A 26291-nucleotide genomic window follows, 5' to 3' on the forward strand; every position below is an offset into this window, starting at 1 on the left:
CGACGGATCGGCCCCATCGCCTCGGGTGAGGCGGTGGGGCCGATGTCCGTCACAGGTCCCGGCTGAGGTACGAGGGCCTGCCGGGCGGTTCGTAGAGCAGGGCGATGCCCCGGGCCCACGCCGCGTCGGGGTCGTCGCGCAGCCGCAGGGTCCAGACCGCGGCGAGCAGGCCCTCCGCGGATCGCGCCCCGCGGACCAGCTCCTGCGCGCGCTCGACGAACCGGTCGCAGTCCTCGTGGTCCGTGCCGCGCCGCCACAGCACCAGCGCGTGACCGTTCGCCCCGGTCGCCTCCAAGACCGCGAGCCCCTGGCCGCCTCCACCCAGGCAGCCGCAGTAGACGGGGACCGCGGTCATGGGCGAGGTCATCACCTGCAGTTCCAGCGACGCGGAGTCGTGGGACAGCGGGATCGGCACCAGCGGACCGTTGGCCACTCCGGCCCAGCGCAGCAGGCGCAGGGAGTCGTCCTGGGCCGTGGGGGGCAGCAGGGGGTGTTCGAGCGCCACGGTGACGCTCGCGCGTTCGCCCAGTGGCGGTTCCTGCGGTTCCCCGTCGAGCAGCCACTCGTCCACTGGCTCGGCGAGCAGGTCGTACGGCATGGAGAACTCGATGTACAGCGGCTGGTCGAAGGCCCGCGACAGGCGGAGGGACGCGGTGAGGGAGGGCGCGAGGGCCTCCCGCAGGCCGGCTCGGGCGTGCCCGCTGGAGACGTGGGGCATCGGCCATCGGCGGCTGCCGCCGTAGCGCGACACGTTCCAGCGGTGTCCGCCCCGGGTCTCCCGGATCTCGACGAGGACCGGCATGCGCGACTCCCTGCGTCTGGCGTCGAGGAGTTCGCTCACGCCGGACCGGGCCGCGCCGTCGGGAAGCCCGCGGACGACGTCCTCCATCCAGGTGCGCAGCAGGGACAGCGCGCCGGGGTCGTCGTGGCCGTCGGGGGCGTCGATGCGCGCGGACCACACGTGGGCGGCGTACAGCGCCACCTCGGCCAGGCCGCCGCCCTGTGCGATCAGCAGCCGCACTCCGTCGCGCCAGGCCCGCAGCCCGTCAGCGGGCAGCCGCGACGCCGGCCCGGGCAGGAGGAGCCGCATCTCCCGCTCCCCGGTCGGGGGCTCCAGGGCGGCCAGGATGCCGTACAGCCGCGTGCGCAGTTCCGGGGTGAGGTCGCCGTCGGCCTCCTGGTGCAGGCCTTGCTGGAGCGAGGTCCAGGACGGGCCCGAGCGGGTGCCCGGTTCCCGGCGCAGGTGGTGGCGGTCGTGCTCGCGCATGATCTGCCGGGCCAGGTCGCCGTCACCGAGCAGCGGAAGCGGTACGGCGAGGCTCCCGTCGCTGACTGCGTCCCCCGGACCCCACAGGGCGCCCACGACGGCGGCTCGGTCGAGGTCCAGCACCGGTCCGCCCATGCTCGTCACCGAGGCCCGGAAGCCGCCGATGTGCAGCAGCTCGCCCCGGCCCGTGACCTCCCCCCTCGCCTGCCAGGGCTCCCGGGCCGTGACGCCCAGCGCCAGCACGCGGTGGACGTCGGTGCCCGCGTGGTCGTCCAGCCAGAGGCACTCGTGCTCGAACCGCTCGCGGAGTCTGATCAACACGGGATCGGGGCCGTCGAACTCGGAGTCGAGGCGCACAACCTCCCCCTCCACCAGACGGCCGTCGTACGTCCGTACCCAGGCCGTCCCGCCGAGGCCGACGACCGGCCACAGGGTCAGCACCCAGCCGGGCGCGACGAAGAAGCCGACTCCCCTGAGCGGGGAGCCCTTCCGGGTGTCGCTGACGCCCACGACCGCCCGGCGGCCCAGTTCCTCGAGTTCCGCGGGGCGGGACGGGGCGCCGAGCGCGAACTCCCGCTCCGAGGGCGCGGATTCCGGCCGGCCCTCCACGATCTGTGCCAGCGCTCCCGGCCGGTCGCCGCAGAAGTCGGCGATCGTCTCGGCTTCCTCGGCGGACACCGCCAGGGCGCGCATGACGTACTCCAAGGACTCCGCGCGCTCGAAAGGCCCGAGAGGCACATTCCGCTCGTCGAGCGGATCGGCCGGGCGGCGGGTCGTGGCCAGCACATGCGCGTGAGGGGCCAGTTGCGACAGCCCCGCCGACCCGCTGTGGTCCCAGTCGTCCAGGACGACCAACCGACGGTCCGGCACCCGAGCACCCGAGGACCGGCCGGTCGTCCCGGCGAACTCGGCGACCAGTCGATCCGTCCGCTCCCGGGCTTCCTCGTTGCCGTGACCGGTGTTCGGCAGCCAGTGCACCACGTCGTAGTCGCTGCCGTAGCGGTGCGCGTACTCGACCGCGACGGCGGTCTTGCCCGAGCCCGGTGCGCCGCTCAGCACACAGACGACCCCCGCCCGCCGTGCCTGCCGCAGCTTCTCCGGCAGGGCGTCCAGGAGGTCGTCGCGGCCGGTGAAGTGCCGGTCTCGGGCCGGGACCCCGCGCCACACCGCGGGTTTCGAGCCGGGGAAGCGTGGCGTCGCGGTGATCCGCCGCTGCCACGCTCCGGCGTCGGTGCCGGTGGAGAGCGCGGCCAGCAGCCGGCGTTCGGCGTCGGCCTCGCCGACGGAGACGGCGGTGGTGGCGACCGGGAGCAGCCCGTTGAGCCGGACCCGCAGCTCCAGCCGTTCGCTGAGGACGACCGCCACGAACAGGCCGGGACTGCCCCCGACGACCTGCCGGAACGCCTCTCGCCACTCGTCGGGGTCCCGCCTGCCCTGTTGCAGGAGGTGTTCGCTGAGCATCAGGAGGATCCGGCCGGAGGGCTGTACGAGTTCGAGGTCCCGCAGCGTCGCCAGTGCCTCGACGAGTGGGCGCCGCCCCGGATGCCAGCGGACGAGGGTCGCCCGGTGGCCGTGCGCGCCGAGCACCCGCTCCGCCCACGCGGCCCACGGCCGGTCGTACCCGGCGTGCACGATCCTCAGCACCTCTCCGGGGCGTGTCCCGTCCCGCTCGCCGGTGTCCCCCGTCCCGGCCGGGTCGGAGCCGCCGTACCGTCGCACCACCAGCCGCGACACCTCGGCGAAGGCCGCCGGTACGCCCGCCTCGTCGCCCTCGGGCGGTGCGTCGCCGCTGAGTTCGGCGAGCGCCAGCGCGGGGAAGTTGCGGGCCCGGCGCCCGAAGTGGCGGTCGACGTAGTCGCCGCAGTGGCGGAGGACGAGGAGCGCGTCGCCCTTGGGCAGCAGCTGGAGCAGCAACTCCCGTACGCCCGGGCGGAACGCGTACCAGTCGTCGGCGGGACCGCGGGTGACCAGGCCGCTGAGGAGCACCTCGGCGAGGACGTCCGGGCCGGTGTCGGGCAGCATCGCGCGCTGGACGAGCTGCATCACGGGGGTGGTGAGGGGGACGGCCGACAGGGAGACGACGAACTGGACGGCGTGATGGGAGGCGGACAGGCGGAAGGCGCGCAGCAGTTCCGGCGCCTGCGGGGCCCGGTCGGCCGGGCGCGGCGGTGTCGGCTCCTGGTCGGCGCGGACCCGGCCTGCCGCCGCGGGGAGGGTCAGGCCGGTGCCGCCGGACACCAGTCGCGCCCAGGCCAGGAACGCCGCGCCGGTGAGGGCGAGCACCGGTACGGGCAGCCCGTCGGCGGGGTCCCCCGGCGCCGCGAACTCCATACGGGCGCCCAGCCCTTCGCGCCGCCGGAGCGTGCCGGCCGCGGCGGGCAGGTGGGTGCGCCGCCACATCCGCTGGGGCAGGGGTTGTACGACGGCCACGGGTGCGGCCTGCGCCCAGTTCCACAGCAGCCGCTGCATGGCGCCGTCCCGCCACAGTGGTCCGGCGCAGTCGCTGAGGACGAGGGTGAGTTGGTGGCCGGTGGGGTCGCGGAGCTGATCGGCGGTGCGCGAGGCGTGGTCCGGGGCGCGGTCGGGGCCGACCAGAAGGGCGCCGGCGCGCTCGTGGACGTAGTGCACGACCACTTCGCGGAACGCGCCGGTGCCGGCGCAGATCTGGGCCAGTTCGCCGAGGGTGCGGTCCCAGACACCGGTCGAGGTGGAGGCGTCCATCAGCAGCCGCAGGCGGGCCTGACGGCGGGTCACCGGGCGGAGCACGGGAAGGAGCAGGCCGGTCTCGGCGGCGCGTTCGGCGGTGGCCTGTTCGTCGATGTGGTGGGCGGCGGCCCGGACGGGCGGGCGGTAGCGCTGGAGGGGCCGCAGCGCCCGCTGGAGGCGCAGGGAGCGGGGCAGCGCGGTGGCCATGGGGGCGCGCACCCGGACGGAGGTGTCGCCCGGCGTCGGGGCGGGGCGGGGCGAGGCCTGCCGGGGGCCGGGGCCGGGTGTGTCGGGGTGCAGGCGTGTGCGGGGGGCGTCCTCGGTCGGGGCGCCGTGGGTGGCCGGTGGTTCCCCGGCGGGCGGCACGGGCCGCGGATTGGCCCGGTCCGGTTGCGCCGGCTCCGGCGGCCGTGAGGGCGGCTCGGGGTCCACGGGCCGCAGCCGTGCCGGTGCCACGTGCCGGGCCAGCCAGAGGGCCTCCGCCAGCTCGCGCGCGGTCGGCGCGAGGCCCGACGCCACGAGTCGTTCGGCCAGTTCGGCCAGCGCGCCCGCTCCCTCGTCCATCAGCGCGTTCCGTGGTCGCCGTGGTCGAGCGGGCGCATCAGCAGCTCGGCGAGCCGCCGCCGGTCGGGGCGGTTGTCGCGCAGTGCCTCCTGGGTGAGGTAGATGGCGTTGAGCAGTTGGTCGGCGGCTCGGAGCGAGCCGGGGCTGCTCTGCAGGAAGTGCCGGATCAACTCCTCGTGGTCCTCGGTGTCCCGGTCGCCGAAGTGGGCCCGGACCATGGCGGAGAGCCGGCCCGCGCCCCACTCGTCGTTCTTGGGCGAGGGCAGGTCCAGGTGGATGCAGCGGCGCAACAGCGGCGCGGGGAAGTCGCGTTCGCCGTTGCTGGTCAGGACGACCACGGGGAACGCCCTGCAGCGCACCTTGCCCCCCGTGAGGGCGGCCTGCCGGCCGTCGTCCGTGAGGACCTCGGCGGTGGGCTGCTTGCGGGCGATCCGTTCCAGCTCCGGGATGCCGAACTCGCCTTCCTCCAGGGTGTTGAGCAGGTCGTTGGGCAGGTCGATGTCGCTCTTGTCGAGTTCGTCCACGAGCAGCACGCGCGGGCGGTCGTACGGCAGCAGGGCGGTGCCCAGGGGACCGAGCCGCAGATAGCCGCCGATGTCCTCGGTGTGGGGGCGGCCCATCTCCCTCGCCATCTGGATGTCCTGGAGACGGGCGATCGCGTCGTAGGCGTAGAGGCCGTCGCGCAGGGTCGTGCGGCTGACGACGGGCCAGTGCAGCACCCGGCCGAGGCCGAGTTCATGGGCGATGGCGTGGGCGAGGGTGGACTTGCCGGAGCCGGGGTCGCCGGTGACGAGGAGGGGGCGGCGCAGGTAGAGGGCGGCATTGATCAGTTCGAGTTCCTCCGGGCGCCAGGCGAGCGCGCGGGCGCCGCGGGTGCCGAGGCGGCGGACGGACTCACTGCCCAGCGGAGGTGCCTCGGTCAGGGCGGGGCCGCCGTCGAAGTCGCGCCAGGGCGGCGGGGCGGGCAGCCGGGCGATGCCGTCGTGGGGCTCGCCCGAGCCCTGGAAGACGTACCAGTCTGGGGTGGTCACGGGCTCTCCTGCGGGTGCGTGGGCGGGACGGCGGTCGGCGCGCGGCCGGCGGGCGGGCCGAAGGGCCGGGAGCTCATGGGGAGTTCACCCTCTCGTCGCACAGCGGCAGCGGCCGGTGCGGGTCGTCGTACAGCAGCGCGAGCGGCTCGGCCCACTCGGCAGCGGTGTCGAAGTCGCCGATGCGTTCGCGCAGGCGGCGCAGTTCCTCGGGCAGGAGGGCGGCACGGCCGGTGCGGCGCAGCAGTTTGGCGGTGTGGTCGTGCAGTTCGCGGCACTGGGGGCCGCACCCGTAGGTGTGCTGGGTGTTGCGGGCCCACAGGGCGATGCCGTAGCCGGCGGCGATCACCTCGCGCAGCGACTCCACGCTCTCCGCGGCCGTCCGGCACAGCACCGGTACGGCCGCATCGCACGCCGTCGCGAGGAGCTGCCCGGCGAGCGCCGGCGAGGGCAGGGGCAAGGCCTGGAGGCCGCCCTCGGTGACACCGAGCCAGCGGTCCCGCCATGCCTGTACGGACGGCTCACCGCCGCGGCGCAGACAGCGCAGGACCACCTGGCGGTGGGCGCCGAAGGGGCGTTCGGCGGGGTGCGGCCGGTAGCTGCGGACGGCGGGCTGGGCACGCCACAGGTCCACGTTGACGTCGAAGTGCTCTACGGGCAGGGCGAGTTCGAGCCGGGCCAGGCACCCCTCGGAGTCGAGCTGGGCGAACGCCTCCGCCAGCGGGACGCTCAGCTCGTACGGCAGGGCGGCCAGCGGGACGCCCTCGGCGCTGTCGCCCTCGGCCCAGGACCGCACGGTGTCGGGGCCGCGCGTCCACGTCCAGACGCGCCAGTGGAAGCGGTCGGCGGGCCGGAAGGCGTCGGGTTCCAGTTCGACGGCGACGACGGGGGCGGTGGAGGTGGCGGGCTCCGGGCCGGGGAGGCCCCGGGGCTCCGCGTGGCGCGACGCGACCGGGTGGGAAGCCGCGCCGCACCGGACGGCGGCGTCCGGAGCTGCCCGCGCCTTCAGCAACGCCCTTACGGGGTCGGGCAGTTGCTCCATCCGGTCGTACAGCCAGTCCTCCAGGGCCGCGGTCGCCTCGGGGGCCTCGGGTGCGCAGCGCCGGGCCACCAGCAACAGGTAGTGCAGAAAGGCGAGTTCGGCACGTTCGCCCCGGTCGTACAGCCAGCCCTGGCCGTCGCGCCAGTCGCGGGGCGGCGGGGCTCCCCGCCAGTGCGGTTCGACGTCCAGGACGGCCTTGATCAGGCCTCGGAGGGTGTCCGTGCCGTCGGGGAGCGGCAGGTCGGCGAGCAGCGCGCAGGCGGTCGCGGCGTCGTGCGGGGTCCATTCGGGCTCGGCCGCCCGGAGCAGCCGTTCCTGGGCTGCGACCCAGCTGCCGCGCCAGGCGTCCCTGGCCGTGCGCCGCCGATGGTGCCACCGGTCGTGGGCCCGGATCAGCGCCCGATAGGGGTCGGGACCCAGCTCGTCCTCGGCCTCGAGCACCAGCGCCTCGGTGAAGCCCCGCAGTGCGGTGACCGCGATGGCCAGGCCGCCGTCCGCTCCCCTGCGGCGGGCCTTGACGACCCCGGCGACCACACCCTGGTCCCGGTCGAGGACGGGGCCACCGGAGGCGCCGTGCGGTATCTCGGCCTCCGGCCCGAGCGTGACGCCGTAGTCCCCGTCGGTGCCGTTGACCTGGCAACGGCCGCTCCACCGGTCGGGCCCGCCCTCCCGGGGGCGCCAGCCGAGCGCGGTGATGTCGTGGGGGCGGTCGTAGCGGTCGCTGAGGCGTACGCAGGGGTGGCTCACCTCGTCCAGCAGCCGCAGCAGGACGAGGTCCTGTTCGGTGTCGGGACCCGAGCCCAGCCAGTACGCGGGCCGTGCGCGGGCCGCGCCGTGCTCGCCGCGCACCCGCAGCACGCCGGTCCGCGCGCCCTCCCGGCCGAGCAGCAGGACGTGCGCGCAGCTCAGCACCCAGCCCGGCGCCACGAAGAAACCGCTGCCCCACAGGGTGTCCGCGTCCTGGTCGGGACCGAGCCGGACGGTGGCGTCGCGCGCGAGGTCCTCGACCTCGGACGCCGTCATGGCCGGACGGCGGCCGCGTCGTCCTCGGTCTCGCCCGTCGTGCCGTCCGCGGCGGTGCGCCAGGTCAGGGTGACCGAGATCGCGGCCTTCGCCTCACCGTCGGCCAGCACGGCGACCGCCTTGCCGGTCTTGGCCGCCAGCTCCACGCCGAACGTGGCACTCACCTCGTCGGGGCGCGCCGCGCGGGCCGCGTCCAGCACGGCCGCGCCGACGCCGGCCACCAGCTCGTTCAGCCGGTCGACGCGTGCCGTCAGCCGGTCCAGGGCGCCGACGTCGTCGTAGGAGAGGTCCTCCTGATCCGCGCCGGTCTCCTCGGGTCCGAGCACACTGACCCGCGCCAGCGCCGTCCGCCCTCCGGGCAGCTCGATCTCCTGGATCATGCGCTCCATGCTCCCCCGCATTCCAGAGCAACGCCCGTGTGCTCCAGCCTGGTTGACGTACCCGGTGCACCGGTGGGCGCACCACCGACATTGTGCCCGCACGCGCGCGTGCGGGCAGCGCAAACCCGTCGGTACGGGCAGCGAGCCGAGGCGCATAACCTGGAGGAGTACGACCCCAGGCCCCAGGCCCAGCCCCAGGAGAGCGTTCCGTGTACTTCACCGACCGAGGCATCGAAGAGCTCGAGAAGCGGCGCGGCGAGGAGGAGGTCACCTTCGAGTGGCTCGCCGAGCAGCTGCGTACGTTCGTCGACCTCAACCCGGACTTCGAAGTTCCGGTGGAGCGCCTGGCGACGTGGCTGGCCCGCCTGGACGACGAGGACGACGAGTAGAGCCGCGGCGCTTCGAGACCGGACGGGGCTTCTGGGGCACGCCCCGCGATGCGGGCGACGCCGCCTCGCTCGGCGTGAACGCGTCCTTCACGAGTGGCGGACCGTCGGTCGCCGTCAGTCGCGCGGTCGTACCAGCTCGTACGCGAGTCCGAGCGCCCCGTGCGCCAGCAGGAGCACCCCCGCCGCGGCCCAGCCGCCGCTGCGCCTTCGTGCGCCGAGGACGGCGAGCGGGACACCGGCCACCACCTGGGCGAGGGCCAGGGCGCGGGACTGGGGCGTGCCGGCCCAGGGACGCCACCGGCTCAGGCGGCCGCCGCTGTCGACGACGTCCAGCTCCGCCCGTACGGCCTCGCGCCATCCCGGCCACTCCACCGGACGGGCGTCCCGCTGCTCCCGGGCGGCCTCGCGCAGGCGGTCGGCGGACTCACCGGGGGCGAGTCCGGCCGGCAGGGCGACCCCCGCGCGCGTGAGGACGGCCAGCAGGGCCCGCAGACGGGCCGCGGCGTCGATGGCGGGGTCGGGTTCGGTGAGTTCGTCGAGGGCCTGTACGTCCAGCACCGGGTCGAGGCCCAGGCGGGCCGCGAACGTGCGCATCGCCTCGCCCTCGCCGGCCGGTGTGCCGTTGGCGAGCCAGACGTAACCGACGGGGCGGCGGAAGCCGGACGCGAGGGTGTAACCGGAACGGTCGGCGTCCCACCACAGGGCCAGTACGGGCCACGGGGCGCCGACGGCCAGGGCGGTGGCCCAGCCGGTCAGGACCCCGTCCACGGGTTCGCCGCCGTCCCGCCAGGGCCGACCCTCGGGCACGAGGACGCTCCAGGTCTCGCCGGCTCCGGCGAGCAGCATCGGTTCGCGCAGCAGCTGGGCGGCGAAGGCGACGGAGTCGGGCTCGGACCGGCAGAGCAGCAGGCCTCCGGCGGGGGCAGCACGGCGAGGAGTATCCGTCGGCATGGTCACAAACTAGGACGATTCCGCCGCCGGGTCGATTTCAGGGCGGGCGACACCACCGGCGGCGGTGGCGGGGTCGGTGGCGGGGTCGGTGGCGGGGTCGAGGTCGGTGGCGGGGTCGAGGTCGGTGTCGGTAGCGGGGTCGAGGTCGGCGGCGGGGTCGAGGTCGGTGTCGGTAGCGGGGTCGGGGTCGGCGGCGGCGGCGGTGGCGGTGGCGGTGGCGCCGATGTCGCCGTGTCACCGGAAAGAGTGTCTTGACTTTCCGCGTCCGCGATATATCGTGAAATCAAGAAGACGCGATATGGCGCGTTGCGACGGGGAGGTCAGCACCATGCCCGAGTGGTCCGTCTCAGAGCCGCGGAAGCTCACGTTCGACGAGCCCGTGCGAGAGCTCCACGTACGCATCGTCAACGGAACGGTGAACGTGGTGGGCACGGACGAAGGTTCCGCCCGCCTGGAGGTCTCCGACCTCGCAGGACCACCCCTGGTGGTCACCCAGCAGCACGGCACACTCACCGTGGCCTACGAGGACCTGCCCTGGAAGGGGTTCCTCAAGTGGCTCGACCGCAAGGGGTGGCGGCGCAGCGCCGTGGTCTCCCTGGCCGTGCCGGCCGACACCCGCCTCGAGGTGGGCGTGGTCGGCGCCGCGGCCGTGGTCTCCGGCCTGGAGGGGCGCACGGAGGTCAAGGGGGTCACCGGGGACACGACCCTGGTGGGGCTCACCGGCCCGGTGCGCGCCGACACCGTCTCGGGAAACCTGGAGGCGCAGGCGCTGCGGGGGGACCTCCGCTTCAACTCCGTCTCCGGGGACCTGACCGTCGTCGAGGCGGGCTCCTCGGTCAAGGCGGACTCGGTGAGCGGCTCGATGATCGTCGACCTCGACCCGGCGAGCCGGCCGACCGACATCAGTCTCACGAGCGTCTCCGGCGAGATCGCCATCCGGCTGCCCCACCCGGCGGACGCGAGGGTGGAGGCGAACACGGCGAGCGGGACGGTCTCCAACGCCTTCGAGGACCTGCGGGTCAGTGGCCAGTGGGGCGCCAAGCGCATCACCGGCCGGCTCGGCTCGGGCAGCGGCAGCCTCAAGGCGACGACGGTCTCCGGCTCGATCGCCCTGCTTCGCCGGCCCCCGATCGAGGACGAGCCCTGGGACGTCGATCCGGAGGACATCGGCCCGGTCGTCGAGGACCCGGCCCCGGGCGGTGCGGGGACGGAGGCGACACCGTCGGACGCGGCCCCCGGGGACACGGGGACCGACTCCCCGCCATCGGACGCCGCACCGCAGGCGGACTCTGCGGACACCCCGGCGGACGGAGCGCACGGCGGCTCGGGGGACAATTCCGTTTCCGGCCAGGACAGTGGCGCGAGCGACGCCCCGGCCGACGGCACGACCGACAAGAAGGTGCTCTGACATGCCCCCCGTCTTCGCCCACGGCCGCCTCCGCCTCTACCTGCTGAAGCTGCTGGACGAGGCCCCGCGCCACGGCTACGAGGTGATCCGCCTCCTGGAGGAGCGGTTCCAGGGGCTGTACGCACCGTCGGCGGGCACCGTCTACCCCCGCCTCGCCAAGCTGGAGGCCGAGGGCCTGGTCACCCACACCACCGAGGGCGGTCGCAAGGTGTACGCCATCACGGACGCGGGCCGCGCCGAACTGGCCGACCGCTCCGGTGAACTGGCCGACCTGGAGCTGGAGATCCGCGAGTCGGTCGCCGAACTCGCCGCCGAGATCCGGGCCGACGTGCGCGGTGCCGCGGGCGACCTGCGGCGCGAGATGCGGGCGGCGGCCACCGAGGCCCGGCGGGGTGGGGGCGCAAAGGACCACGGTGAACGTGACGGTTCTCCGCAGGACTTCGGCGACTACGACGAGAAGGAGGCCTGGCGCGCCGCCAAGGAGGAGATGCGGCGGGTCAAGCAGGAGTGGAAGGAGCAGGCCCGGCGGGCCAAGGACGAGAGCCGGCGGGCCCGCGAGGAGGCCCAGCGGGCCCGGCGTCAGGCCAAGGAGGCACAGGAGCGGGCCCGGGCCCAGGCACAGGAGGAACTGCAGCGCATCGGGCGGCGCGTGCAGGAGCAGGTCCAGGACCACTTCGCGCGCGGTGACTGGCCGACGGGGGTGCGCGAGGGCCTGACGGAACTGGCCAAGGAGTTCGGGGACTTCGGGAAGGACTTCGGCAAGGAGTTCGGGAAGGACTTCGGATTCGGACGGAACGGCACCGGAACCGGCGCCTCGGCACCGCGGCCGGAGTACGCGCCGACGCCCGAGGACTTCCCCGCCGAGTACGAGCCGGCCTGGGCGCACGAGGACGCCACCGGCGAACCGGCCCGTGACCTCGACCGTCTCCTGGACCGCTTCCGCGACGACATCCGCGACGCGGCCAGGGACCACGGCGTCACGGAGGACCAGCTCCGCGAAGCGCGCCGCCACCTGTCGACGGCGGCGGCCCACATCGGGGCGATACTGCGCGGCCCCAGGGTCTGAGCACCGGAGGACCGCTTCCCCTCGCGGACGCCACAGCCACCGACGTCAGCCCCGAGGGAAGCGGACTCCGCCCGACCGGCCGCCCGCCCGCCCGATTGGCCGGCCGACTGGCCGGCCAAGGCCCTACCACCGGCGAAGGCCCTACCCCCTCAGCCAGCCCCCAGCCGCCTACCCCCGCCCGGGCCCCTCAGCCGGCCTTCGCTCGCCCCCCGTCCCCGCCGTACAGGACCCGCGTCAGGGACTCGTGTGTCACGCCGTGGTCGGCGAGGGCCTCGGCCGCCACGCCGCCGCCGGCGGTCAGCGCCAGCAGCAGGTGCTCATCGCCGATGTGCCGGTCGCCGTGGGCGATCGCGGTGCGCAGCGACCTCTCGAGGACGCCCTTGGCGTCGCGGCCGAAGGCACGGCGGCCCGACCACCAGCCCTTGTCCCCCCGGTCACCGGACATGGCTCCCACGCCGTGCACCTCCTCGACCCGGGCGACGATCTCCGACACGTCGATGCCCAGCCCGGCGAGGGCGTCGGCATCGGCCCGGGAGAGCCCGGCGCGCCGTCGCCCCTCGGCCACGGCGTCGCGTACGGACTCCCTGCCCTCACCGGCCACTCCCAGCGAGGTCAGCGCGAAAGAGGCCCGGCTGCCTTCCCGTTCGAGCAGCGCGAGCAGGAGGTGCTCGGCGTCGACCGTGCCCGCCCCCGCCCGCTCCGCGTGCTCCACCGCGCCCCGCACCACCGCACGGGCGTCCTTCGTGAACCGTTCGAACATCAATGCCTCCCGTACTTCTTGTGCACGGCCTGCCTGCTGACGCCGAGTTCCGCGGCGATCTCCTGCCACGACCAGCCCTGATTGCGCGCACTGCGCACCTGCACCGCCTCCAGCTGCTCCAGCAGACGGCGAAGTGCGGCGACGGCACGGAGTCCGACCCGTGGATCGCGGTCGCCGGCACGCTCGGCGAGATCCGTTGCTTCGGTCATGGCGTCAACCTACGTTGACAAGCCGCCCCCGTCAACCATGGTTGACAAACGCGGACGGCCGACCCGGAGAACGGGTCGGCCGCAGGCACGGACCAAGGGCGGGAGAAGCGTCAGTCGTTGGTGAGGACGACCTTCCCGAACAGCTCCCCGGACTCCATCCGCTCGAAGCCCTCGCGCGCGCGGTCCATCGGCAGCACCTCGTCGATGACGGGACGCACGCCGGTGGCGGCGCAGAAGGACAGCAGGTCCTCCAGTTCGTCCTTGGTGCCCATCGTGGAGCCGACGACCTTGAGTTCGAGGAAGAAGATGCGGGTGAGTTCGGCATGCGAGGGCCGGTCGCCACTGGTGGCGCCGGAGATGACGAGCGTGCCGCCGGGGCGCAGGGACTTGATGGAGTGCGACCAGGTGGCGGCGCCGACGGTCTCGATGACGGCGTCGACCCGCTGCGGCAGCCGGGCGCCCGACTCCACCGCCTCCACGGCCCCCAGCTCCAGGGCCCGCTTCCGCTTCGCCTCGTCCCGGCTGGTGGCGAAGACCCGCAGCCCCGCGGCCCTGCCGAGCACGATCGCGGCCGTGGCGACACCACCGCCGGCGCCCTGCACCAGCACCGAGTCCCCCGGCCGGACACCCGCGTTGGTGAAGAGCATCCGGTACGCCGTGAGCCAGGCGGTCGGCAGACAGGCGGCCTCCGCGAAGGAGAGCTCCTTGGGCTTGGGCAGCACGTTCCAGGTCGGCACGGCGACCTGCTCGGCGAAGGTCCCCTGGTAGCGCTCGGTGAGGATGGAACGGGGTTCCCTGGGCCCGACCCCGTGTCCGCTCTGGCCGATCACCGAGTGCAGCACGACCTCGTTGCCGTCCTCGTCGACGCCGGCGGCGTCACAGCCGAGGATCATCGGCAGTCGCTCCTCGGGCAGACCCACGCCCCGGAGCGACCAGAGGTCGTGGTGGTTGAGGGAGGCGGCCTTGACGTTGACGGTGCTCCAGCCGGGCCGGGCCTCGGGAGCGGGGCGGTCCCCGAGTTCGAGGCCGCTCAGCGGCTGGTCGCGGTCGATTCGGGCGGCGTAGACGGCGAACATGACCTTGACGATAGGCGGCGACCCGAACCGACGGAACCGTGCGGCCCTGTGACACATGCCCTCTTGCACCCGCCGGCCCGAGCGCCGGCGGCACATTCACTCACACGGGTGGGCGGCCGGGTAAAGAAATGACCCCGCCCGACCGGACGGGGTCATTCAACGGGTCATTCGGCCGATGCGACGGCCGACGAGGCGGACGTCAGCGCCGCGCGACGCCCTCCGCGCGAGCCGCGGCGGCGACCGCGGCCGTGACGGCCGGAGCGACGCGCTCGTCGAACGGCGACGGGATGACGTAGTCCGGGGCGAGGTCGTCCCCGACCACGCCCGCCAGCGCCTCGGCGGCGGCGATCTTCATGCCCTCGGTGATCCGGGAGGCCCGCACCTGCAGCGCGCCCGCGAAGATGCCCGGGAACGCCAGCACGTTGTTGATCTGGTTCGGGAAGTCGGACCGCCCGGTCGCCACGACGGCCGCGTACTTGTGCGCGACGTCGGGGTGGACCTCGGGGTTCGGGTTGGCCATGGCGAACACGAACGCGCCCTCGGCCATCGAGGCGACGGCCTCCTCCGCGACCGTACCGCCGGAGACGCCGATGAAGACGTCCGCGCCCGCCAGGGCGTCCTCCAGCGAACCGGTGATGCCGGCCTTGTTGGTGAAGCCCGCGAGTTCCCGCTTGACCGGCGTGAGGTCCTCGCGGTCGGCGGACACGACACCCTTGCGGTCGGCCACGGCGACATCGCCGATGCCGGCCTCGACCAGCATCCTGGCGATGGCGACACCGGCCGCGCCGGCGCCGGAGATGACGGCCCGCAGGTCGCCCAGGCCCTTGCCGGTCAGCCGTGCGGCGTTCCTGAGGGCCGCCAGCGTCACGACCGCGGTGCCGTGCTGGTCGTCGTGGAAGACCGGGATGTCGACGCGCTCCTGAAGCTTGCGCTCGATCTCGAAGCACCGGGGTGCCGAGATGTCCTCCAGGTTGACGCCACCGAAGGAGGGCGCGAGCCGGACCACGGTCTCGACGATCTCGTCCACACCGGTGCAGTTCAGAGCGATCGGCACGGCGTCCACGCCGCCGAACTGCTTGAACAGGATGGCCTTGCCCTCCATGACCGGGAGGGAGGCCTCGGGGCCGATGTCCCCGAGTCCGAGAACGGCGGTGCCGTCGGTGACGACGGCCACCACGGACGACTTCCACGTGTAGTCGTGGACCAGCTCCGGCTGATCGGCGATCGCGGTGCACACGCGCGCCACGCCGGGTGTGTATGCGAGGGACAGGTCGTCCTTGTCACGGACCGGCACGGTGGCCTGCACGGCCATCTTGCCGCCGCGGTGCAGCGCGAACGCCGGATCGAAGGAATCGAGGGGCTCCGCCCCGCCGTCCTGGTCCGTACTGCTGTCGCTGCGAGGATTGACGATCTCCGCTGCCACTTTGTTTTACCCCTTAAGTCTTCAATGGTTGAGGGTGGCCACTCCTGGTGAGAAGTGGGCGGGACCGCGCATGCCCCGATCTGTTGATGCGTACGGGTCATACGCGACGGGCGCGCCGCACACGCGCCTCGAGCCCCGGATGAGGGGTGTAAAGAACCTTCTTACCGGACGGACCCGTCGAGGACGAGTCCATTAAGTGCAAGGTCACACCACAGCACCGGAAGGTCACATCTAGGTGACGAGAATCGTCCCGAAATATAGGGAACAGACCCTCGACCTGCGCTCGACGACCGGTCGAACAGTGATCAACACCTCGTCATACAGGTCCGCATCCTGAGATCCGCCGGAGATCTTCCGGCCGGAATGACGGTTTTCCGGAGATGGTCCTGTCATCTTGTCCGGACCTGGCCGGGTTCGGGGGTCACCCGTTACCCGATTTTGACATCGCTGGCCCCCTGAACGGCGACGTCCGAATGGCAAGATGCCGTAAACCCACGAGGTCGCGACACCCGATTGTGTGTGTTCTCGTCGACCCATCGGCAACTCCACCCATCAGCCGGAGGAACCCAAAATGACCGCAAGCTCCACCCGTCGTGCGACCGCCGCGCACCACCGTCTGGCCGCGGTCGGTGCGATCGCGGTCGCAGGCACCCTGATCCTCACCGGCTGCGGTGACCAGACCAAGAAGGACAACTCCAGCAGCAGCGCGTCGACGAGCACCGCCCCGCTCGCGAGCAAGCTGCCCGCCTCGATCCGGGACAAGGGGGTCGTCCGAGTCGGCTCCGACATCGCCTACGCCCCGGTCGAGTTCAAGGACAGCTCGGGCAAGGTCGTCGGCATCGACCCGGACCTGGCTGCCGCGATGGGCAAGCAGCTCGGTGTGAAGTTCGAGTTCCAGAACGGCACCTTCGACGCCCTGCTCACCGGTATCCGCTCCGACCGGTACGACATCGCCATGTCGGCCATGACGGACAACAAGAACCGGCAGGAGGGCGTCGACCCCGACACCGGCAAGAAGGTCGGTGAGGGCGTCGACTTCGTCGACTACCTGACCGCCGGCGTCTCGATCTACACGCGCAAGGGCGACACCAAGGGCATCGCCTCGTGGTCGGACCTGTGCGGCAAGAAGCTCGCCGTGGAGCGCGGCACCGTCTCCGAGGACCTGGCCAAGTCCGAGGCGAAGAAGTGCCCGAGCGGCAAGAAGATCACCATCGAGGCCTTCGACGACGACCAGCAGTCCCAGACCCGTCTGCGCTCCGGCGGCGCGGACGCGGCCTCCTCCGACTTCCCGGTCGCCGCGTACGCGGTGAAGACCTCCGGCGGCGGCAAGGACTTCCAGATCGTCGGCGACCAGGTCGAGGCGGCGCCGTACGGCATCGCGGTGTCCAAGGAGAACACCCAGCTGCGCGACGCCCTGCAGGCCGCGATGAACGCGATCATCAAGAGCGGCGAGTACCAGAAGATCCTCGACAAGTGGGGCGCGGAGGACGGCGCCGTCAAGGAGTCCGTGATCAACGGCGGCAAGTGACCGCGCGAGCGGTCACTGTTCGAGCGGGCACTGAGAGGCAATACCCGTGACTTCTGACATCGACAACAAGACGGCGGGCCCGGAGGGCATGCCCCAGGCCGGTCCGGAGGCCATCAAGGCCATTCCGGTACGGCACTACGGGCGCTACGTCTCCGCCGTCATCGCGATCGGCCTGCTGGTCGCGATCATCTACGCGTTCGGCCAGGGAAAGATCAACTGGAGCGCGGTCCCCGACTACTTCTTCGACGACCGGATTCTGAAGGGTGTCTACAAGACCCTTCTGCTGACGGTCCTGTCGATGCTGATCGGCATCCTGGGCGGCATCGTCCTCGCGGTGATGCGGCTGTCGAAGAACCCGGTGACCTCGTCCATCGCCTGGTTCTACATCTGGTTCTTCCGGGGCACCCCGGTCCTGGTCCAGCTGTTCGTCTGGTTCAACCTCGGCCTGGTGTTCACGTACATCGACCTCGGGCCGTTCTACAAGCAGTACTGGTCCGTCTTCATGACGCCGCTGCTGACCGCGCTGCTCGGCCTCGGTCTCAACGAGGCTGCCTACATGGCGGAGATCTGCCGCGCCGGTCTGCTCGCGGTCGACGAGGGACAGACCGAGGCGGCCCAGGCGCTGGGCATGGGCCACGGAAAGACGCTCCGTCGGATCATCATCCCGCAGGCGATGCGCGTGATCGTGCCGCCGACGGGCAACGAAGTGATCAACATGCTGAAGACGACCTCGCTCGTGGCGGCCGTCCAGTTCCAGGAGCTGTTCCGGTACGCCCAGGACATCGGTCAGAACTCAGGCGCCCCGGTGGAGATGTACTTCCTCGCCGCGGCCTGGTATCTGATCATGACGTCGGTCCTCAGCGTGGGCCAGTACTACATCGAGCGGTACTACGCGCGGGGGTCCAGCCGCCAGCTGCCGCCGACACCGTTGCAGAAGGTCAGGGCCAATCTGCTGTCGCTGGGCCGGCCGAAGGGAGCCGTGGGCGCATGACCGACAAGCTGAGCAAGCAGACGGACACCGGCGTTCCGCGCGACCCGTCCCTCGCCATGGTCAAGGCCGAGGGCGTCCACAAGAGCTTCGGTCCCCTCGAGGTCCTCAGGGGCATCGACCTGGAGGTGAAGTCCGGCGAGGTGTTCTGCCTCATCGGCCCCTCCGGCTCCGGCAAGTCGACCTTCCTGCGGTGCATCAACCACCTGGAGCAGGTCAACGCCGGGCGGCTCTACGTCGACGGGGAGCTGGTCGGCTACCGCCAGAAGGGCGACAAGCTGTACGAGCTGAAGGACAGCGAGGTCGCCGTCAAGCGCCGGGACATCGGCATGGTCTTCCAGCGCTTCAACCTGTTCCCGCACATGACCGCGCTGGAGAACGTCATCGAGGCGCCGGTCCAGGTCAAGAAGCAGAACAAGGCGGAGGCCAGGGAGCGCGCCAAGCAGCTTCTCGAGCGCGTGGGTCTCGCCGACAAGGCGGGCAGCTTCCCCTCGCAGCTCTCCGGCGGTCAGCAGCAGCGCGTGGCCATCGCCCGCGCGCTCGCCATGGACCCGAAGCTGATGCTCTTCGACGAGCCGACCTCCGCTCTCGACCCGGAGCTGGTCGGAGACGTCCTCGACGTCATGCGCGACCTCGCCGAGTCCGGTATGACGATGATCGTCGTCACCCACGAGATGGGCTTCGCCCGCGAGGTCGGCGACAGCCTGGTCTTCATGGACGGCGGTGTGGTCGTCGAGTCCGGTCACCCGAGAGAGGTCCTGACCAACCCTCAGCACGAGCGCACCAAGTCGTTCCTTTCCAAGGTCCTGTGACCTGAGACGAACGACGGATGCCGCCCACCCCGGCCGGGGTGGGCGGCATCCGCTTTTCACCACCGCGTCAGAGGTTCAGCCAAGGGCTGCGCGGCGAAAGGTTGCCCTCCGTCTGCACGTTGTACATGTGCACGAAGGTCGTGAACTGCCCCGAGCCGTGGAAGTCCTTGCCGTTGTAGTGCTTCTTGACCACCTTGCCCGACGGGCAGGGGTACACCTTCTTGGAGACGATCCTCTCACCGGTGGTCAAGACGGTGATCAGGATCTTGCACCTGGGGTGCCTCTTCCCCATCGACACGATCGCGTAGGGGTGGCCTTCGTGCTTGGCCTTCTTGCTGATGCACGACTTCCACAGGATCACGGTGTCGTCGTTCGGATACGTGTCCACGTCCGAGTAGGAGTAGCAACCACCCCTCCCGGACTCGGCGTACGCGGAAGGCGCGGTGGCCAGTCCGGCGGAGGCGACGAGCGCGCACGTCGCCGCGACGCCCGTGGTCATCCTTTTCAACTTCAACTTCACGACAGAGCTCTCCCCGTTCGACAAGCGTCCAGCAAATGGTCGGGGAAGATCATTCGTCATACGTGCCAAGTTGCGCAAGTGAGCTATTTCAGCGCCAGCAGCAGCGTGTCCGAAGGTGAGCACCACACCGGGCGGGCTTCGGCGAAGCCGTGGGTGAGGAGTGCGCGGGCGTGCCAGGCCGCGGACGGCATCTCGCCGTCGGCGTGGTCGCCGTAGATCTCGAAGCGGCGGGCCGTCGGGGTGGCCAGGACCGGGTCCTTGGCGGCCCGGGCCCACCACTCGGCCCAGTCGAGGGCGCCGTCGCTCTGCGCCCGGCCCATGCGGGCGTGGCGCTGGATGCGCTCGGCCGCGTTGATGCGGGGCGTGGTGTCGTCGGGCATGTGGTCGGCGTTCATGAAGACGCCGCCGTGCCGGACGAGTCCGGCGAGCCGGCCGTAGAGGTCGTCCAGGGCGTCGGTGCGCAGCCAGTGCAGGGCGGTGGCGGTGAGGACCGCGTCGTAGGTGTCGTACGGCAGCCGCGCGGGCCAGTCCGGGTCCTTGAGGTCGGCCTCGACGAAGCCCACCCGCTCGTCGCCCTCGAAGGTGCCGCGCGCGATGGTGAGCAGGGCGGGGTCGAGGTCGATTCCGGTGCTGGTGGCGTTCGGGAACCGGTCGAGCAGGCGGGCGGTGATGCTGCCGGTGCCGCAGGCGAGGTCGAGGACGCGCGGCTCGGTGCCGACGAGGGCCTCCACCATGTCGAGCATGACGCGGAACCGCTCCTCGCGGTCCGGCATGTACCACTCCTGCTGCCGGTCCCAGGAATGCTGGTATCGCAGTGCCCACGCACGGCTGCCGGCGTCCGTCGCGTCCGTCGTCATCGCTGCCCCTCCACCGTCGACGTTCGTAATACCCTGGAAGCACGATCGTCTGTTACCGACCGCACCCCCGACCCTAGAGTGCCTGCGTAAGGACCACAAGTGGAACTGGCCTATTACTCGGACTACGCCGTACGGCTCGTCAACACCGAGGAGCCGAAGCGGGGCAAGGACGCGCTCACCTCGGTGGAAGCGGTCCGGGATCTCTTCGGCGGGAACAAGGAGGCGGCCCGGCGCGCGACGGACGCGGACGTGACGCGTTTCCGCTCGGTCCGGGCGCGGCTGCGGGCGGTCTTCGAGGCGGCCGACGCCGGTGACGAGACGCTGGCGGTGAACCTGCTGAACTCGCTGCTCCTGGAGTTCCCGGTCAGCCCCCAGATCTCGGGGCACAACTTCCGGGACGACGACGGCCGCCCCCTGTGGCACATGCACCTGGCCGACCACCCGTCGAACGCGACCGCGGGCTACGCGGCCACCGCGGCGATGGGCCTGGCGTTCCATCTGACCGAGTACGGCGTCGACCGCCTGGGGCTGTGCGAGGCGGCGCCGTGCCGCAACGCCTACCTCGACACCTCGACGAACCGCTCCCGCCGCTACTGCTCCGACCGCTGCGCCACCCGGGCGAACGTGGCCGCCTACCGGGCCCGCAAGCGCCTGGAGGCCGACCGGTCGGAGACGACGGGCCACGCGGCCGACAGCGCCCAGCGCGCGAGCGCGAACGGGGAGCGCTGACCGGCCTTCAGCGGCCGGTACCGGAAGCGGACCCTGCCCAGTACCAGGTCCTCCGGGACGGTCCCGTAGTCCGTGCTGTCACCGCCCGCGTAGGGGTTGTCGCCGAGCACCCACCAGCCGCCCTCGCGGCGCTCGGCGGCCCGCTTGACGACCAGCAGGTCCTGCTGGAAGGGATGCCTCAGTACGACGACGTCACCGGGCCGGATCCGGGCGCCGTACTGCACCACGAGGCGGTCCCCGTGATGGAGCGTGGGCACCATGGACGGTCCGGTCACCTCCGCCACCCCGAAGGGCAGCAGCGCCCGTCCGCGCTCGACGTCCTGCGACAGCTCCGGCATCCCCGGCACCTCCCCGGTCCGATCCTCCACCAGTCTCAGTCTCACCCTGGACTTTTGTCCTAAGCCCATGGGGGCACTCGCGAAATAGCCTCTCCCAGGGAGTAATGTCGCACCTGAGAAGACGATCACGAGGAAGGAACGCTTCATGCTTTCCCGCCTGTTTGCCCCCAAGGTCAAGGTCAGCGCGCACTGCGACCTGCCCTGCGGCGTGTACGACCCGGCCCAGGCCCGCATCGAGGCGGAGTCCGTGAAGGCCGTCCAGGAGAAGATGGCCGGCAACGACGACCCGCACTTCCAGGCGCGTGCCACCGTCATCAAGGAGCAGCGTGCCGAGCTCGCGAAGCACCACGTCTCCGTGCTCTGGAGCGACTACTTCAAGCCCCCGCACTTCGAGAAGTACCCGGAGCTGCACCAGCTGGTCAACGACGCCCTGAAGGCCCTCTCGGCCGCCAAGGCGTCCACCGACCCGGCCACCGGCCAGAAGGCCCTGGACTACATCGCCCAGATCGACAAGATCTTCTGGGAGACCAAGAAGGCCTGACAAGCCTTCCGTTCGCGGGGACCGGCGATCGGTGCACCATCGCGGGTCCACGGGCTTCCCGAAGGGGTCCGACCGGAAAACCGGTCGGACCCCTTCGGCGTTCCCGCATCCGGGGCCTCCCGTGGTCCTCCCCCGCCTAACGGCCGCCGTCGTCGTCCTCCCCCGCCTCCAGCAGTCCCGCCGCAGCGCCCACGATCCGCGGGTCGGGGCTGCCGACGACCTCCCCGTCCTTGTCCAAGCAGGGGCTTCGTCATCCCGTAGTCCTTTCCGGTGCTCAGTGGAACTGCGGCACGATCAGCCAGATCCCGTACGCCACCACGGCCGCGCAGGCCAGGAAGCACAGCCCCGCCTGGGCCATGCCTGGGGACGAGGCGCCCTCCCCCTCCTCACGGGCGCCCTCGTGGCGCGCGAGGCCGAGAACCCCGAGGGCGAAGACGACGACCACGGCGACGGTGACGCCGATGCTCACCGCGGTGACCTGACCGAGTGCGTTCCAGTCGAGACTCATCGAAACTCCCCCTGCCTCAGGCGGCCGTGCCGACGCGGGCCGGCGGCTCGGTGCGGATGGTGACCTCGTGGGCGTCGTTGACGTTGTTCGCGTGCACCGGGTTGCGGCGCGAGAGCAGGACGATGCCCGCGGCGAGGGCGGCGCCGACCAGCGCGACGACGACGGTGCCGAGGTCGCCGCCGTGCTTGACGGCGCTCGCCGAGACACCGCCGACGAGCGCGGCGGCGGGCAGCGTGATCAGCCAGGCGGCGACCATGCGGCCGGCGACGCCCCAGCGGACCTCCGCCAGCCGCCGGCCCAGGCCCGCGCCGAGGATGGAGCCGGAGGCGACCTGCGTGGTGGACAGGGCGAAGCCCAGATGCGCCGAGGTCAGGATGACGGTCGTGGAGGCCGTCTCCGCGGCGAAGCCCTGCGGGGACTGGATCTCGGTCAGGCCCTTGCCCATCGTGCGGATGATCCGCCAGCCGCCGATGTAGGTGCCCAGGCCGATGGCGAGGCCGGCCGAGGCGATCACCCACACCGGCGGGCCGGCGTCGTGGCCGAGGGCGCCCGCGGAGATCAGGGTGAGGGTGATGATGCCCATGGTCTTCTGCGCGTCGTTGGTGCCGTGCGCGAGGGAGACCAGGGAGGCCGAGGCGATCTGACCGAGCCGGAAGCCCCTGGTGACCGAGCCCCTGCGGGCGCGGGCGGTGAGCCGGTAGGCGAAGTAGGTGGCGATCAGGGCGGCGACGCCGGCCACGACGGGCGAGGCCACGGCCGGGATCAGCACCTTCTCGACGACCTTGTCGAAGTGCACGCCGTGCGAGCCGGCCCCGACCCACACGGCCCCGATCAGTCCGCCGAACAGCGCGTGCGACGAACTCGACGGCAGCCCGAGCAGCCAGGTCAGCAGGTTCCACAGGATCGCCCCCACCAGCCCGGCGAAGATCATCGCCGGGCTGACGAGCGTGTCGTCGACGATCCCCCCGGAGATCGTCCTGGCGACCTCCGTCGACAGGAAGGCCCCGACGATGTTGAGGACTCCGCTGATGAGGACGGCCGTCCTGGGTTTGAGGGCGCCGGTGGCGATGGAGGTGGCCATCGCGTTCGCCGTGTCATGGAAACCGTTGGTGAAGTCGAAGGCGAGAGCCGTGACGATGACGACCGCCACGAGGAACGTGATGTGGTCCATCGCCCCATGGGAACAAGCGCTTTCGTACAGCAGGCGAACTGAGGGCGAAGCCCAGTTCGGCTTCCCGCGCCCGGCCGGTGAGGATCGTGCGATGCTGACGTGGTGAATCGTGAGGATCTGGTACGGCTGCGCAGGGCGCGCGACCGCATGGACCGCGAGTACGCCGAGCCCCTCGACGTGGCCGCGCTCGCGCGCACCGCCCTGATGTCGCCGGGCCACTTCCAGCGCAGCTTCCGCGAGGCCTACGGCGAGACCCCGTACGGCTATCTGATGACCCGCCGCGTCGAGCGCGCCAAGACCCTGCTGCGCGGCGGCGACCTCACCGTCACCGAGGTCTGCATGGCGGTCGGCTGCACCTCCCTCGGCTCCTTCAGTGCCCGCTTCACCGAGCTGGTGGGCGAGACACCCAGCTCCTACCGGGCCCGCTCGCACGAGGAGAGCGCGGAGATCCCGCCCTGCGTGGTGCGCGCGTACACGCGTCCACGACGGACGTGACGCCGGTCGTCGCCTTAGGTTGGAACCATGGACCTGAAACTGCACAACTGTTTCATCGCCGTCGACGACCACGACAAGGCGATCGCCTTCTACTGCGACGTCCTGGGCCTGGAGATCCGCAACGACGTCAAGTACGAGGGCATGCGGTGGACGACCGTCGGGCCGCCACTGCAACCGGACGTGTCGATCGTCCTGGAGCCGCCCGCGGCCAACCCCGACCTCTCGCCCGCCGACCGTGAGGTGATGGAGCAGCTGCTGGCCAAGGGTGTGCTGCGCGGGGTCAACTTCACCACCGAGGACTGCGACGCCCTCTTCGCCCGCGTCGAGGCGTCCGGCGCCGAGGTGATCCAGGAGCCGACGGACATGCCGTACGGGGTGCGCGACTGCGCGTTCCGCGACCCGGCGGGGAACATGCTGCGGTTCATGGAGCGGCAGGGCTGAGGGCCCACCGCCGGCCGCCGCGGCGCGACAACCCGGTCACGCCCAGGGCTCCACGTCCACGACGGCTCCCACCGGTATCGGCCCGTACACGTGCGGGAACTCCTCACCGCCGGGCTTGTTCGCCTCGTACCTCACGGGTACGTCGAGACGGTCGGGGTCGATGACCAGGACCACCAGGTCGTCGAGACCGGCGAAGAAGCGGCGGGCGGTGGCCGGGAGTTGGGCGCGGGTGGAGCAGTGGACGAAGCCCTCCTGGCCCAGGGTGCGGCCGCGGGTGGACATCTCGTACGTGCCCGTCGCGCGGGCGGCCTCCCACAGGGAGCGCTCGGTGATGTGGACGATGTGGTCGGTCATGGGGGCACGTTACGGCGCCCGACGCGCCGCCCGCTGCCGCAGGTAGCGCTGCTCGGGCAGGCTGAGGGTGTTCGCGGCCGCCGTCTCGTAGGCCGCCCGGGCCTCCTCGTACGCGCCCGCCCGCTCCAGCAGATGGCCGCGGACGGCGTCCAGACGGTGACCGGGGGCGGGCTGCAGCAGGGCCAGTTCGGCGAGCCCGGCGCAGGGTCCGTCGACCATGGCGAGCGCCACGGCGCGGTTGAGGCGTTCCACGGGGCCCGGGACCCGGCGGACCAGCACCTCGTACAGGCCCAGGATCTCCTGCCAGTCGGTCGCCTCGGCGCTGGGTGCCTCGTCGTGCACGGCGGCGATGGCGGCCCGCAACCCGTAGGGGCCGGCGCGGCCTCGGGACAGCGCCCGCGTGACCAGCGCGACGCCCTCCTCGACGGCCGCCCTGTCCCAGCGGGACCGGTCCTGCTCGTCGAGGGGGACGAGTTCGCCGTGCGGTCCGGTGCGGGCGTCGCGGCGGGCGTCGGTGAGCAGCATCAGGGCGAGCAGACCGGCCACCTCGCCGTCCTCGGGAAGCAGCCGGTGGACGGCCCGGGTCAGGCGGATCGCCTCGGCGGCCAGGTCACGGCGTTGCAGGCTCGCGCCGGAGGTCGCCGTGTAGCCCTCGTTGAAGATCAGGTAGAGGGTGTGCAGGACGGCCGGCAGACGGCTCTCCCAGTTGTCCGGCCGCCCGAAGCGCACGCCCCGCAGCTTCTGCTTGGCCCGGCTGACCCTCTGTGCCATGGTCGCCTCGGGCACGAGGTGCGCGCGGGCGATCTCCGCGGTGGTCAGGCCGCCGACCGCGCGCAGGGTGAGCGCGATCCGGGCGGGCGGGGTCAGATCCGGGTGGCAGCACAGGAACAGCAGGCTGAGGGTGTCGTCCTCGCGGGGCGCCCGGTCCGCGCCGGAGACCCGCAGGCTCAGCGCGGCCGCCCGCTCCTCGCGCGCCCGCCGCGCCTCGTCGGCCCGCAGGGCGTCCGTCAGCCGCCGCGCGGCCACCTTGATCAGCCAGCCGCGCGGGTTGTCCGGCACGCCCGCCGAGGACCACTGCCGGGCCGCCGCGAGCAGCGCCTCCTGTACGGCGTCCTCGGCCGCGTCGAAGTGTCCGTACCGCCTGACCAGCGCGCCGAGGACCTGCGGGGCGTGGATGCGCAGCAGGTCCTCGACGTCGGTGGCGGTCCGCACGGGGCTCAGACGTCCGCGGAGGGGTGGTCGATGGGCCGGATCACCACCGGGTAGCTGGGCGCGCCGGCCGGCTGGGGGCACTGCAGGACGCGTTCGGCGATCTCCGTGACGCGCTCCAGGCTCGCGCAGTCCAGGACCCAGTAGCCGGCCAGCAGTTCCTTGGTCTCGCCGTACGGGCCGTCGGTGATCACCGGCTTGCCGTCGTCGTCCAGGCCGACCAGCCGGGTCCTGGCCGGCTCGACGAGGCCCTGGGCGTCGACGAGTTCGCCGGTCTCGGCGAGGTCGTCGTTGAGGGCGCCCATGAACGCGTACATCGCCTGGATCTCCTCCTGGCTCCAGGCCGGGGAGGTCGCGTTGCCGCTGCCCCGCATGGCCTCGTAGTCCGCCTGTGTGCACTCCACCATGACCAGGTACTTCATGATTCGCTCCTTCGGCCGGGGCCGCCCGCGGCGGGCGGCCTGCACAGGGGACGTCGGAGCCGGCCCGCGATTCTCGACACGGGCTC

General features: G+C 72.2%; 27 protein-coding genes. 10 read left to right on the forward strand and 17 right to left on the reverse strand.

Translation table 11 applies throughout. The annotated features are described in order from the left end of the window. Window positions 1–49: 49 nt before the first annotated feature. The 4 genes from ACQF4J_RS16890 to ACQF4J_RS16905 all read right to left on the reverse strand — a co-directional run bounded on the left by ACQF4J_RS16890 (window position 50) and on the right by ACQF4J_RS16905 (window position 8010). On the reverse strand, window positions 50–4537 hold the full coding sequence (locus tag ACQF4J_RS16890; protein WP_427166006.1) for an SAV_2336 N-terminal domain-related protein: 4488 nt from the start codon (window positions 4535–4537) through the stop codon (window positions 50–52). Continuing rightward, complete coding sequence (locus tag ACQF4J_RS16895; protein ID WP_427166007.1) at window positions 4537–5568, reverse strand: AAA family ATPase; 1032 nt, start codon at window positions 5566–5568, stop codon at window positions 4537–4539. The genes ACQF4J_RS16890 and ACQF4J_RS16895 overlap by 1 nt, the downstream gene beginning before the upstream one ends. A 73-nt stretch (window positions 5569–5641) precedes the next feature. Further along, complete coding sequence (locus ACQF4J_RS16900) at window positions 5642–7630, reverse strand: trypsin-like peptidase domain-containing protein (protein ID WP_351800525.1); 1989 nt, start codon at window positions 7628–7630, stop codon at window positions 5642–5644. Continuing rightward, entirely contained in the window at window positions 7627–8010 is a 384-nt protein-coding gene (locus ACQF4J_RS16905) for a CU044_2847 family protein (RefSeq protein WP_351561174.1), read from the reverse strand. The genes ACQF4J_RS16900 and ACQF4J_RS16905 overlap by 4 nt, the downstream gene beginning before the upstream one ends. Window positions 8011–8219: 209 nt before the next feature. Between ACQF4J_RS16905 and ACQF4J_RS16910 the strand changes: the two genes are divergently transcribed. After that, the gene (locus ACQF4J_RS16910; RefSeq protein ID WP_003992906.1) at window positions 8220–8399 is read left to right on the forward strand and encodes a DUF6104 family protein; all 180 of its coding nucleotides are present in this window, start codon (window positions 8220–8222) and stop codon (window positions 8397–8399) included. Window positions 8400–8513: 114 nt separating this feature from the next. Here the strand turns inward: ACQF4J_RS16910 and ACQF4J_RS16915 are convergent, their stop codons facing one another. Continuing rightward, window positions 8514–9350, reverse strand: coding sequence for a hypothetical protein (locus tag ACQF4J_RS16915; protein ID WP_351561172.1), 837 nt, complete (start codon window positions 9348–9350; stop codon window positions 8514–8516). Between the two features lie 328 nt (window positions 9351–9678). Between ACQF4J_RS16915 and ACQF4J_RS16920 the strand changes: the two genes are divergently transcribed. Continuing rightward, the gene (locus ACQF4J_RS16920) at window positions 9679–10758 is read left to right on the forward strand and encodes a DUF4097 family beta strand repeat-containing protein (protein ID WP_351800528.1); all 1080 of its coding nucleotides are present in this window, start codon (window positions 9679–9681) and stop codon (window positions 10756–10758) included. A 1-nt stretch (window position 10759) separates the two neighbouring features. Then, window positions 10760–11824, forward strand: coding sequence for a PadR family transcriptional regulator (locus ACQF4J_RS16925; RefSeq protein WP_351561166.1), 1065 nt, complete (start codon window positions 10760–10762; stop codon window positions 11822–11824). Between the two features lie 187 nt (window positions 11825–12011). On the opposite strand, the gene ACQF4J_RS16930 is transcribed toward ACQF4J_RS16925, so the two are convergent. The 4 genes from ACQF4J_RS16930 to ACQF4J_RS16945 form a co-directional block, all read right to left on the reverse strand. Continuing rightward, entirely contained in the window at window positions 12012–12584 is a 573-nt protein-coding gene (locus ACQF4J_RS16930) for a Clp protease N-terminal domain-containing protein (RefSeq protein WP_351561165.1), read from the reverse strand. Then, window positions 12584–12793, reverse strand: a complete 210-nt coding sequence (locus ACQF4J_RS16935; RefSeq protein WP_016437953.1) for a helix-turn-helix domain-containing protein — start codon at window positions 12791–12793, stop codon at window positions 12584–12586. The genes ACQF4J_RS16930 and ACQF4J_RS16935 overlap by 1 nt, the downstream gene beginning before the upstream one ends. A 110-nt stretch (window positions 12794–12903) precedes the next feature. Then, on the reverse strand, window positions 12904–13869 hold the full coding sequence (locus tag ACQF4J_RS16940; RefSeq protein ID WP_351561163.1) for a zinc-binding dehydrogenase: 966 nt from the start codon (window positions 13867–13869) through the stop codon (window positions 12904–12906). A gap of 199 nt (window positions 13870–14068) precedes the next feature. Further along, a complete protein-coding gene (locus ACQF4J_RS16945) occupies window positions 14069–15292 on the reverse strand; it encodes an NAD(P)-dependent malic enzyme (protein ID WP_351800531.1) in 1224 nt (407 codons plus the stop codon). A 571-nt stretch (window positions 15293–15863) separates the two neighbouring features. Here ACQF4J_RS16945 and ACQF4J_RS16950 point away from each other — a divergent pair. Genes ACQF4J_RS16950 through ACQF4J_RS16960 form a run of 3 tightly spaced genes read left to right on the forward strand, consistent with a single transcriptional unit; the run spans window position 15864 to window position 18620 of the window. Then, window positions 15864–16820 (forward strand): ABC transporter substrate-binding protein, encoded by a 957-nt coding sequence (locus ACQF4J_RS16950; protein ID WP_351561159.1) that lies wholly within the window; start codon window positions 15864–15866, stop codon window positions 16818–16820. 46 nt (window positions 16821–16866) lie between these two features. After that, window positions 16867–17811 (forward strand): amino acid ABC transporter permease, encoded by a 945-nt coding sequence (locus ACQF4J_RS16955; RefSeq protein ID WP_351561157.1) that lies wholly within the window; start codon window positions 16867–16869, stop codon window positions 17809–17811. After that, the gene (locus ACQF4J_RS16960) at window positions 17808–18620 is read left to right on the forward strand and encodes an amino acid ABC transporter ATP-binding protein (RefSeq protein WP_351561155.1); all 813 of its coding nucleotides are present in this window, start codon (window positions 17808–17810) and stop codon (window positions 18618–18620) included. The genes ACQF4J_RS16955 and ACQF4J_RS16960 overlap by 4 nt, the downstream gene beginning before the upstream one ends. Before the next feature lie 67 nt (window positions 18621–18687). Here the strand turns inward: ACQF4J_RS16960 and ACQF4J_RS16965 are convergent, their stop codons facing one another. Together ACQF4J_RS16965 and ACQF4J_RS16970 are read right to left on the reverse strand one after the other, a co-directional pair. Beyond that, window positions 18688–19119 (reverse strand): hypothetical protein, encoded by a 432-nt coding sequence (locus ACQF4J_RS16965; protein ID WP_351561153.1) that lies wholly within the window; start codon window positions 19117–19119, stop codon window positions 18688–18690. A 104-nt stretch (window positions 19120–19223) separates the two neighbouring features. Further along, a complete protein-coding gene (locus ACQF4J_RS16970) occupies window positions 19224–19997 on the reverse strand; it encodes a class I SAM-dependent methyltransferase (RefSeq protein ID WP_351561151.1) in 774 nt (257 codons plus the stop codon). 99 nt (window positions 19998–20096) lie between these two features. Between ACQF4J_RS16970 and ACQF4J_RS16975 the strand changes: the two genes are divergently transcribed. Continuing rightward, window positions 20097–20726, forward strand: coding sequence for a CGNR zinc finger domain-containing protein (locus tag ACQF4J_RS16975; protein WP_351561149.1), 630 nt, complete (start codon window positions 20097–20099; stop codon window positions 20724–20726). Here ACQF4J_RS16975 and sodX read toward each other — a convergent pair. Then, on the reverse strand, window positions 20630–21064 hold the full coding sequence (gene sodX, locus ACQF4J_RS16980) for a nickel-type superoxide dismutase maturation protease (protein ID WP_142147322.1): 435 nt from the start codon (window positions 21062–21064) through the stop codon (window positions 20630–20632). The genes ACQF4J_RS16975 and sodX overlap by 97 nt on opposite strands. Window positions 21065–21209: 145 nt before the next feature. On the opposite strand from sodX, the gene sodN reads away from it, so the two are divergent. Further along, window positions 21210–21605, forward strand: a complete 396-nt coding sequence (gene sodN / locus ACQF4J_RS16985; protein ID WP_023546844.1) for a superoxide dismutase, Ni — start codon at window positions 21210–21212, stop codon at window positions 21603–21605. A 274-nt stretch (window positions 21606–21879) separates the two neighbouring features. Here the strand turns inward: sodN and ACQF4J_RS16990 are convergent, their stop codons facing one another. Together ACQF4J_RS16990 and ACQF4J_RS16995 are read right to left on the reverse strand one after the other, a co-directional pair. Next, complete coding sequence (locus tag ACQF4J_RS16990; RefSeq protein WP_351561147.1) at window positions 21880–22113, reverse strand: hypothetical protein; 234 nt, start codon at window positions 22111–22113, stop codon at window positions 21880–21882. 16 nt (window positions 22114–22129) lie between these two features. Further along, entirely contained in the window at window positions 22130–23284 is a 1155-nt protein-coding gene (locus tag ACQF4J_RS16995; protein ID WP_351561145.1) for an inorganic phosphate transporter, read from the reverse strand. Window positions 23285–23386: 102 nt separating this feature from the next. On the opposite strand from ACQF4J_RS16995, the gene ACQF4J_RS17000 reads away from it, so the two are divergent. Further along, entirely contained in the window at window positions 23387–23779 is a 393-nt protein-coding gene (locus ACQF4J_RS17000; protein ID WP_351561618.1) for an AraC family transcriptional regulator, read from the forward strand. Window positions 23780–23806: 27 nt separating this feature from the next. After that, window positions 23807–24220 carry a VOC family protein gene (locus ACQF4J_RS17005; protein ID WP_351561144.1) on the forward strand — a complete coding sequence of 138 codons (414 nt, stop codon included), beginning with the start codon at window positions 23807–23809 and terminating at the stop codon, window positions 24218–24220. 36 nt (window positions 24221–24256) lie between these two features. Here ACQF4J_RS17005 and ACQF4J_RS17010 read toward each other — a convergent pair whose 3' ends face one another. The 3 genes from ACQF4J_RS17010 to ACQF4J_RS17020 are packed head-to-tail and all read right to left on the reverse strand — an operon-like array spanning window position 24257 to window position 26205. Beyond that, window positions 24257–24574 (reverse strand): DUF952 domain-containing protein, encoded by a 318-nt coding sequence (locus ACQF4J_RS17010; protein ID WP_427166012.1) that lies wholly within the window; start codon window positions 24572–24574, stop codon window positions 24257–24259. Between the two features lie 9 nt (window positions 24575–24583). Then, entirely contained in the window at window positions 24584–25786 is a 1203-nt protein-coding gene (locus ACQF4J_RS17015; RefSeq protein WP_351800543.1) for an RNA polymerase sigma factor, read from the reverse strand. A 5-nt stretch (window positions 25787–25791) separates the two neighbouring features. Further along, the gene (locus ACQF4J_RS17020; RefSeq protein WP_351561139.1) at window positions 25792–26205 is read right to left on the reverse strand and encodes a YciI family protein; all 414 of its coding nucleotides are present in this window, start codon (window positions 26203–26205) and stop codon (window positions 25792–25794) included. Window positions 26206–26291 lie beyond the last annotated feature (86 nt).

The organism is Streptomyces sp. C1-1, from assembly GCF_050214755.1.
GTDB lineage: Bacteria > Actinomycetota > Actinomycetes > Streptomycetales > Streptomycetaceae > Streptomyces.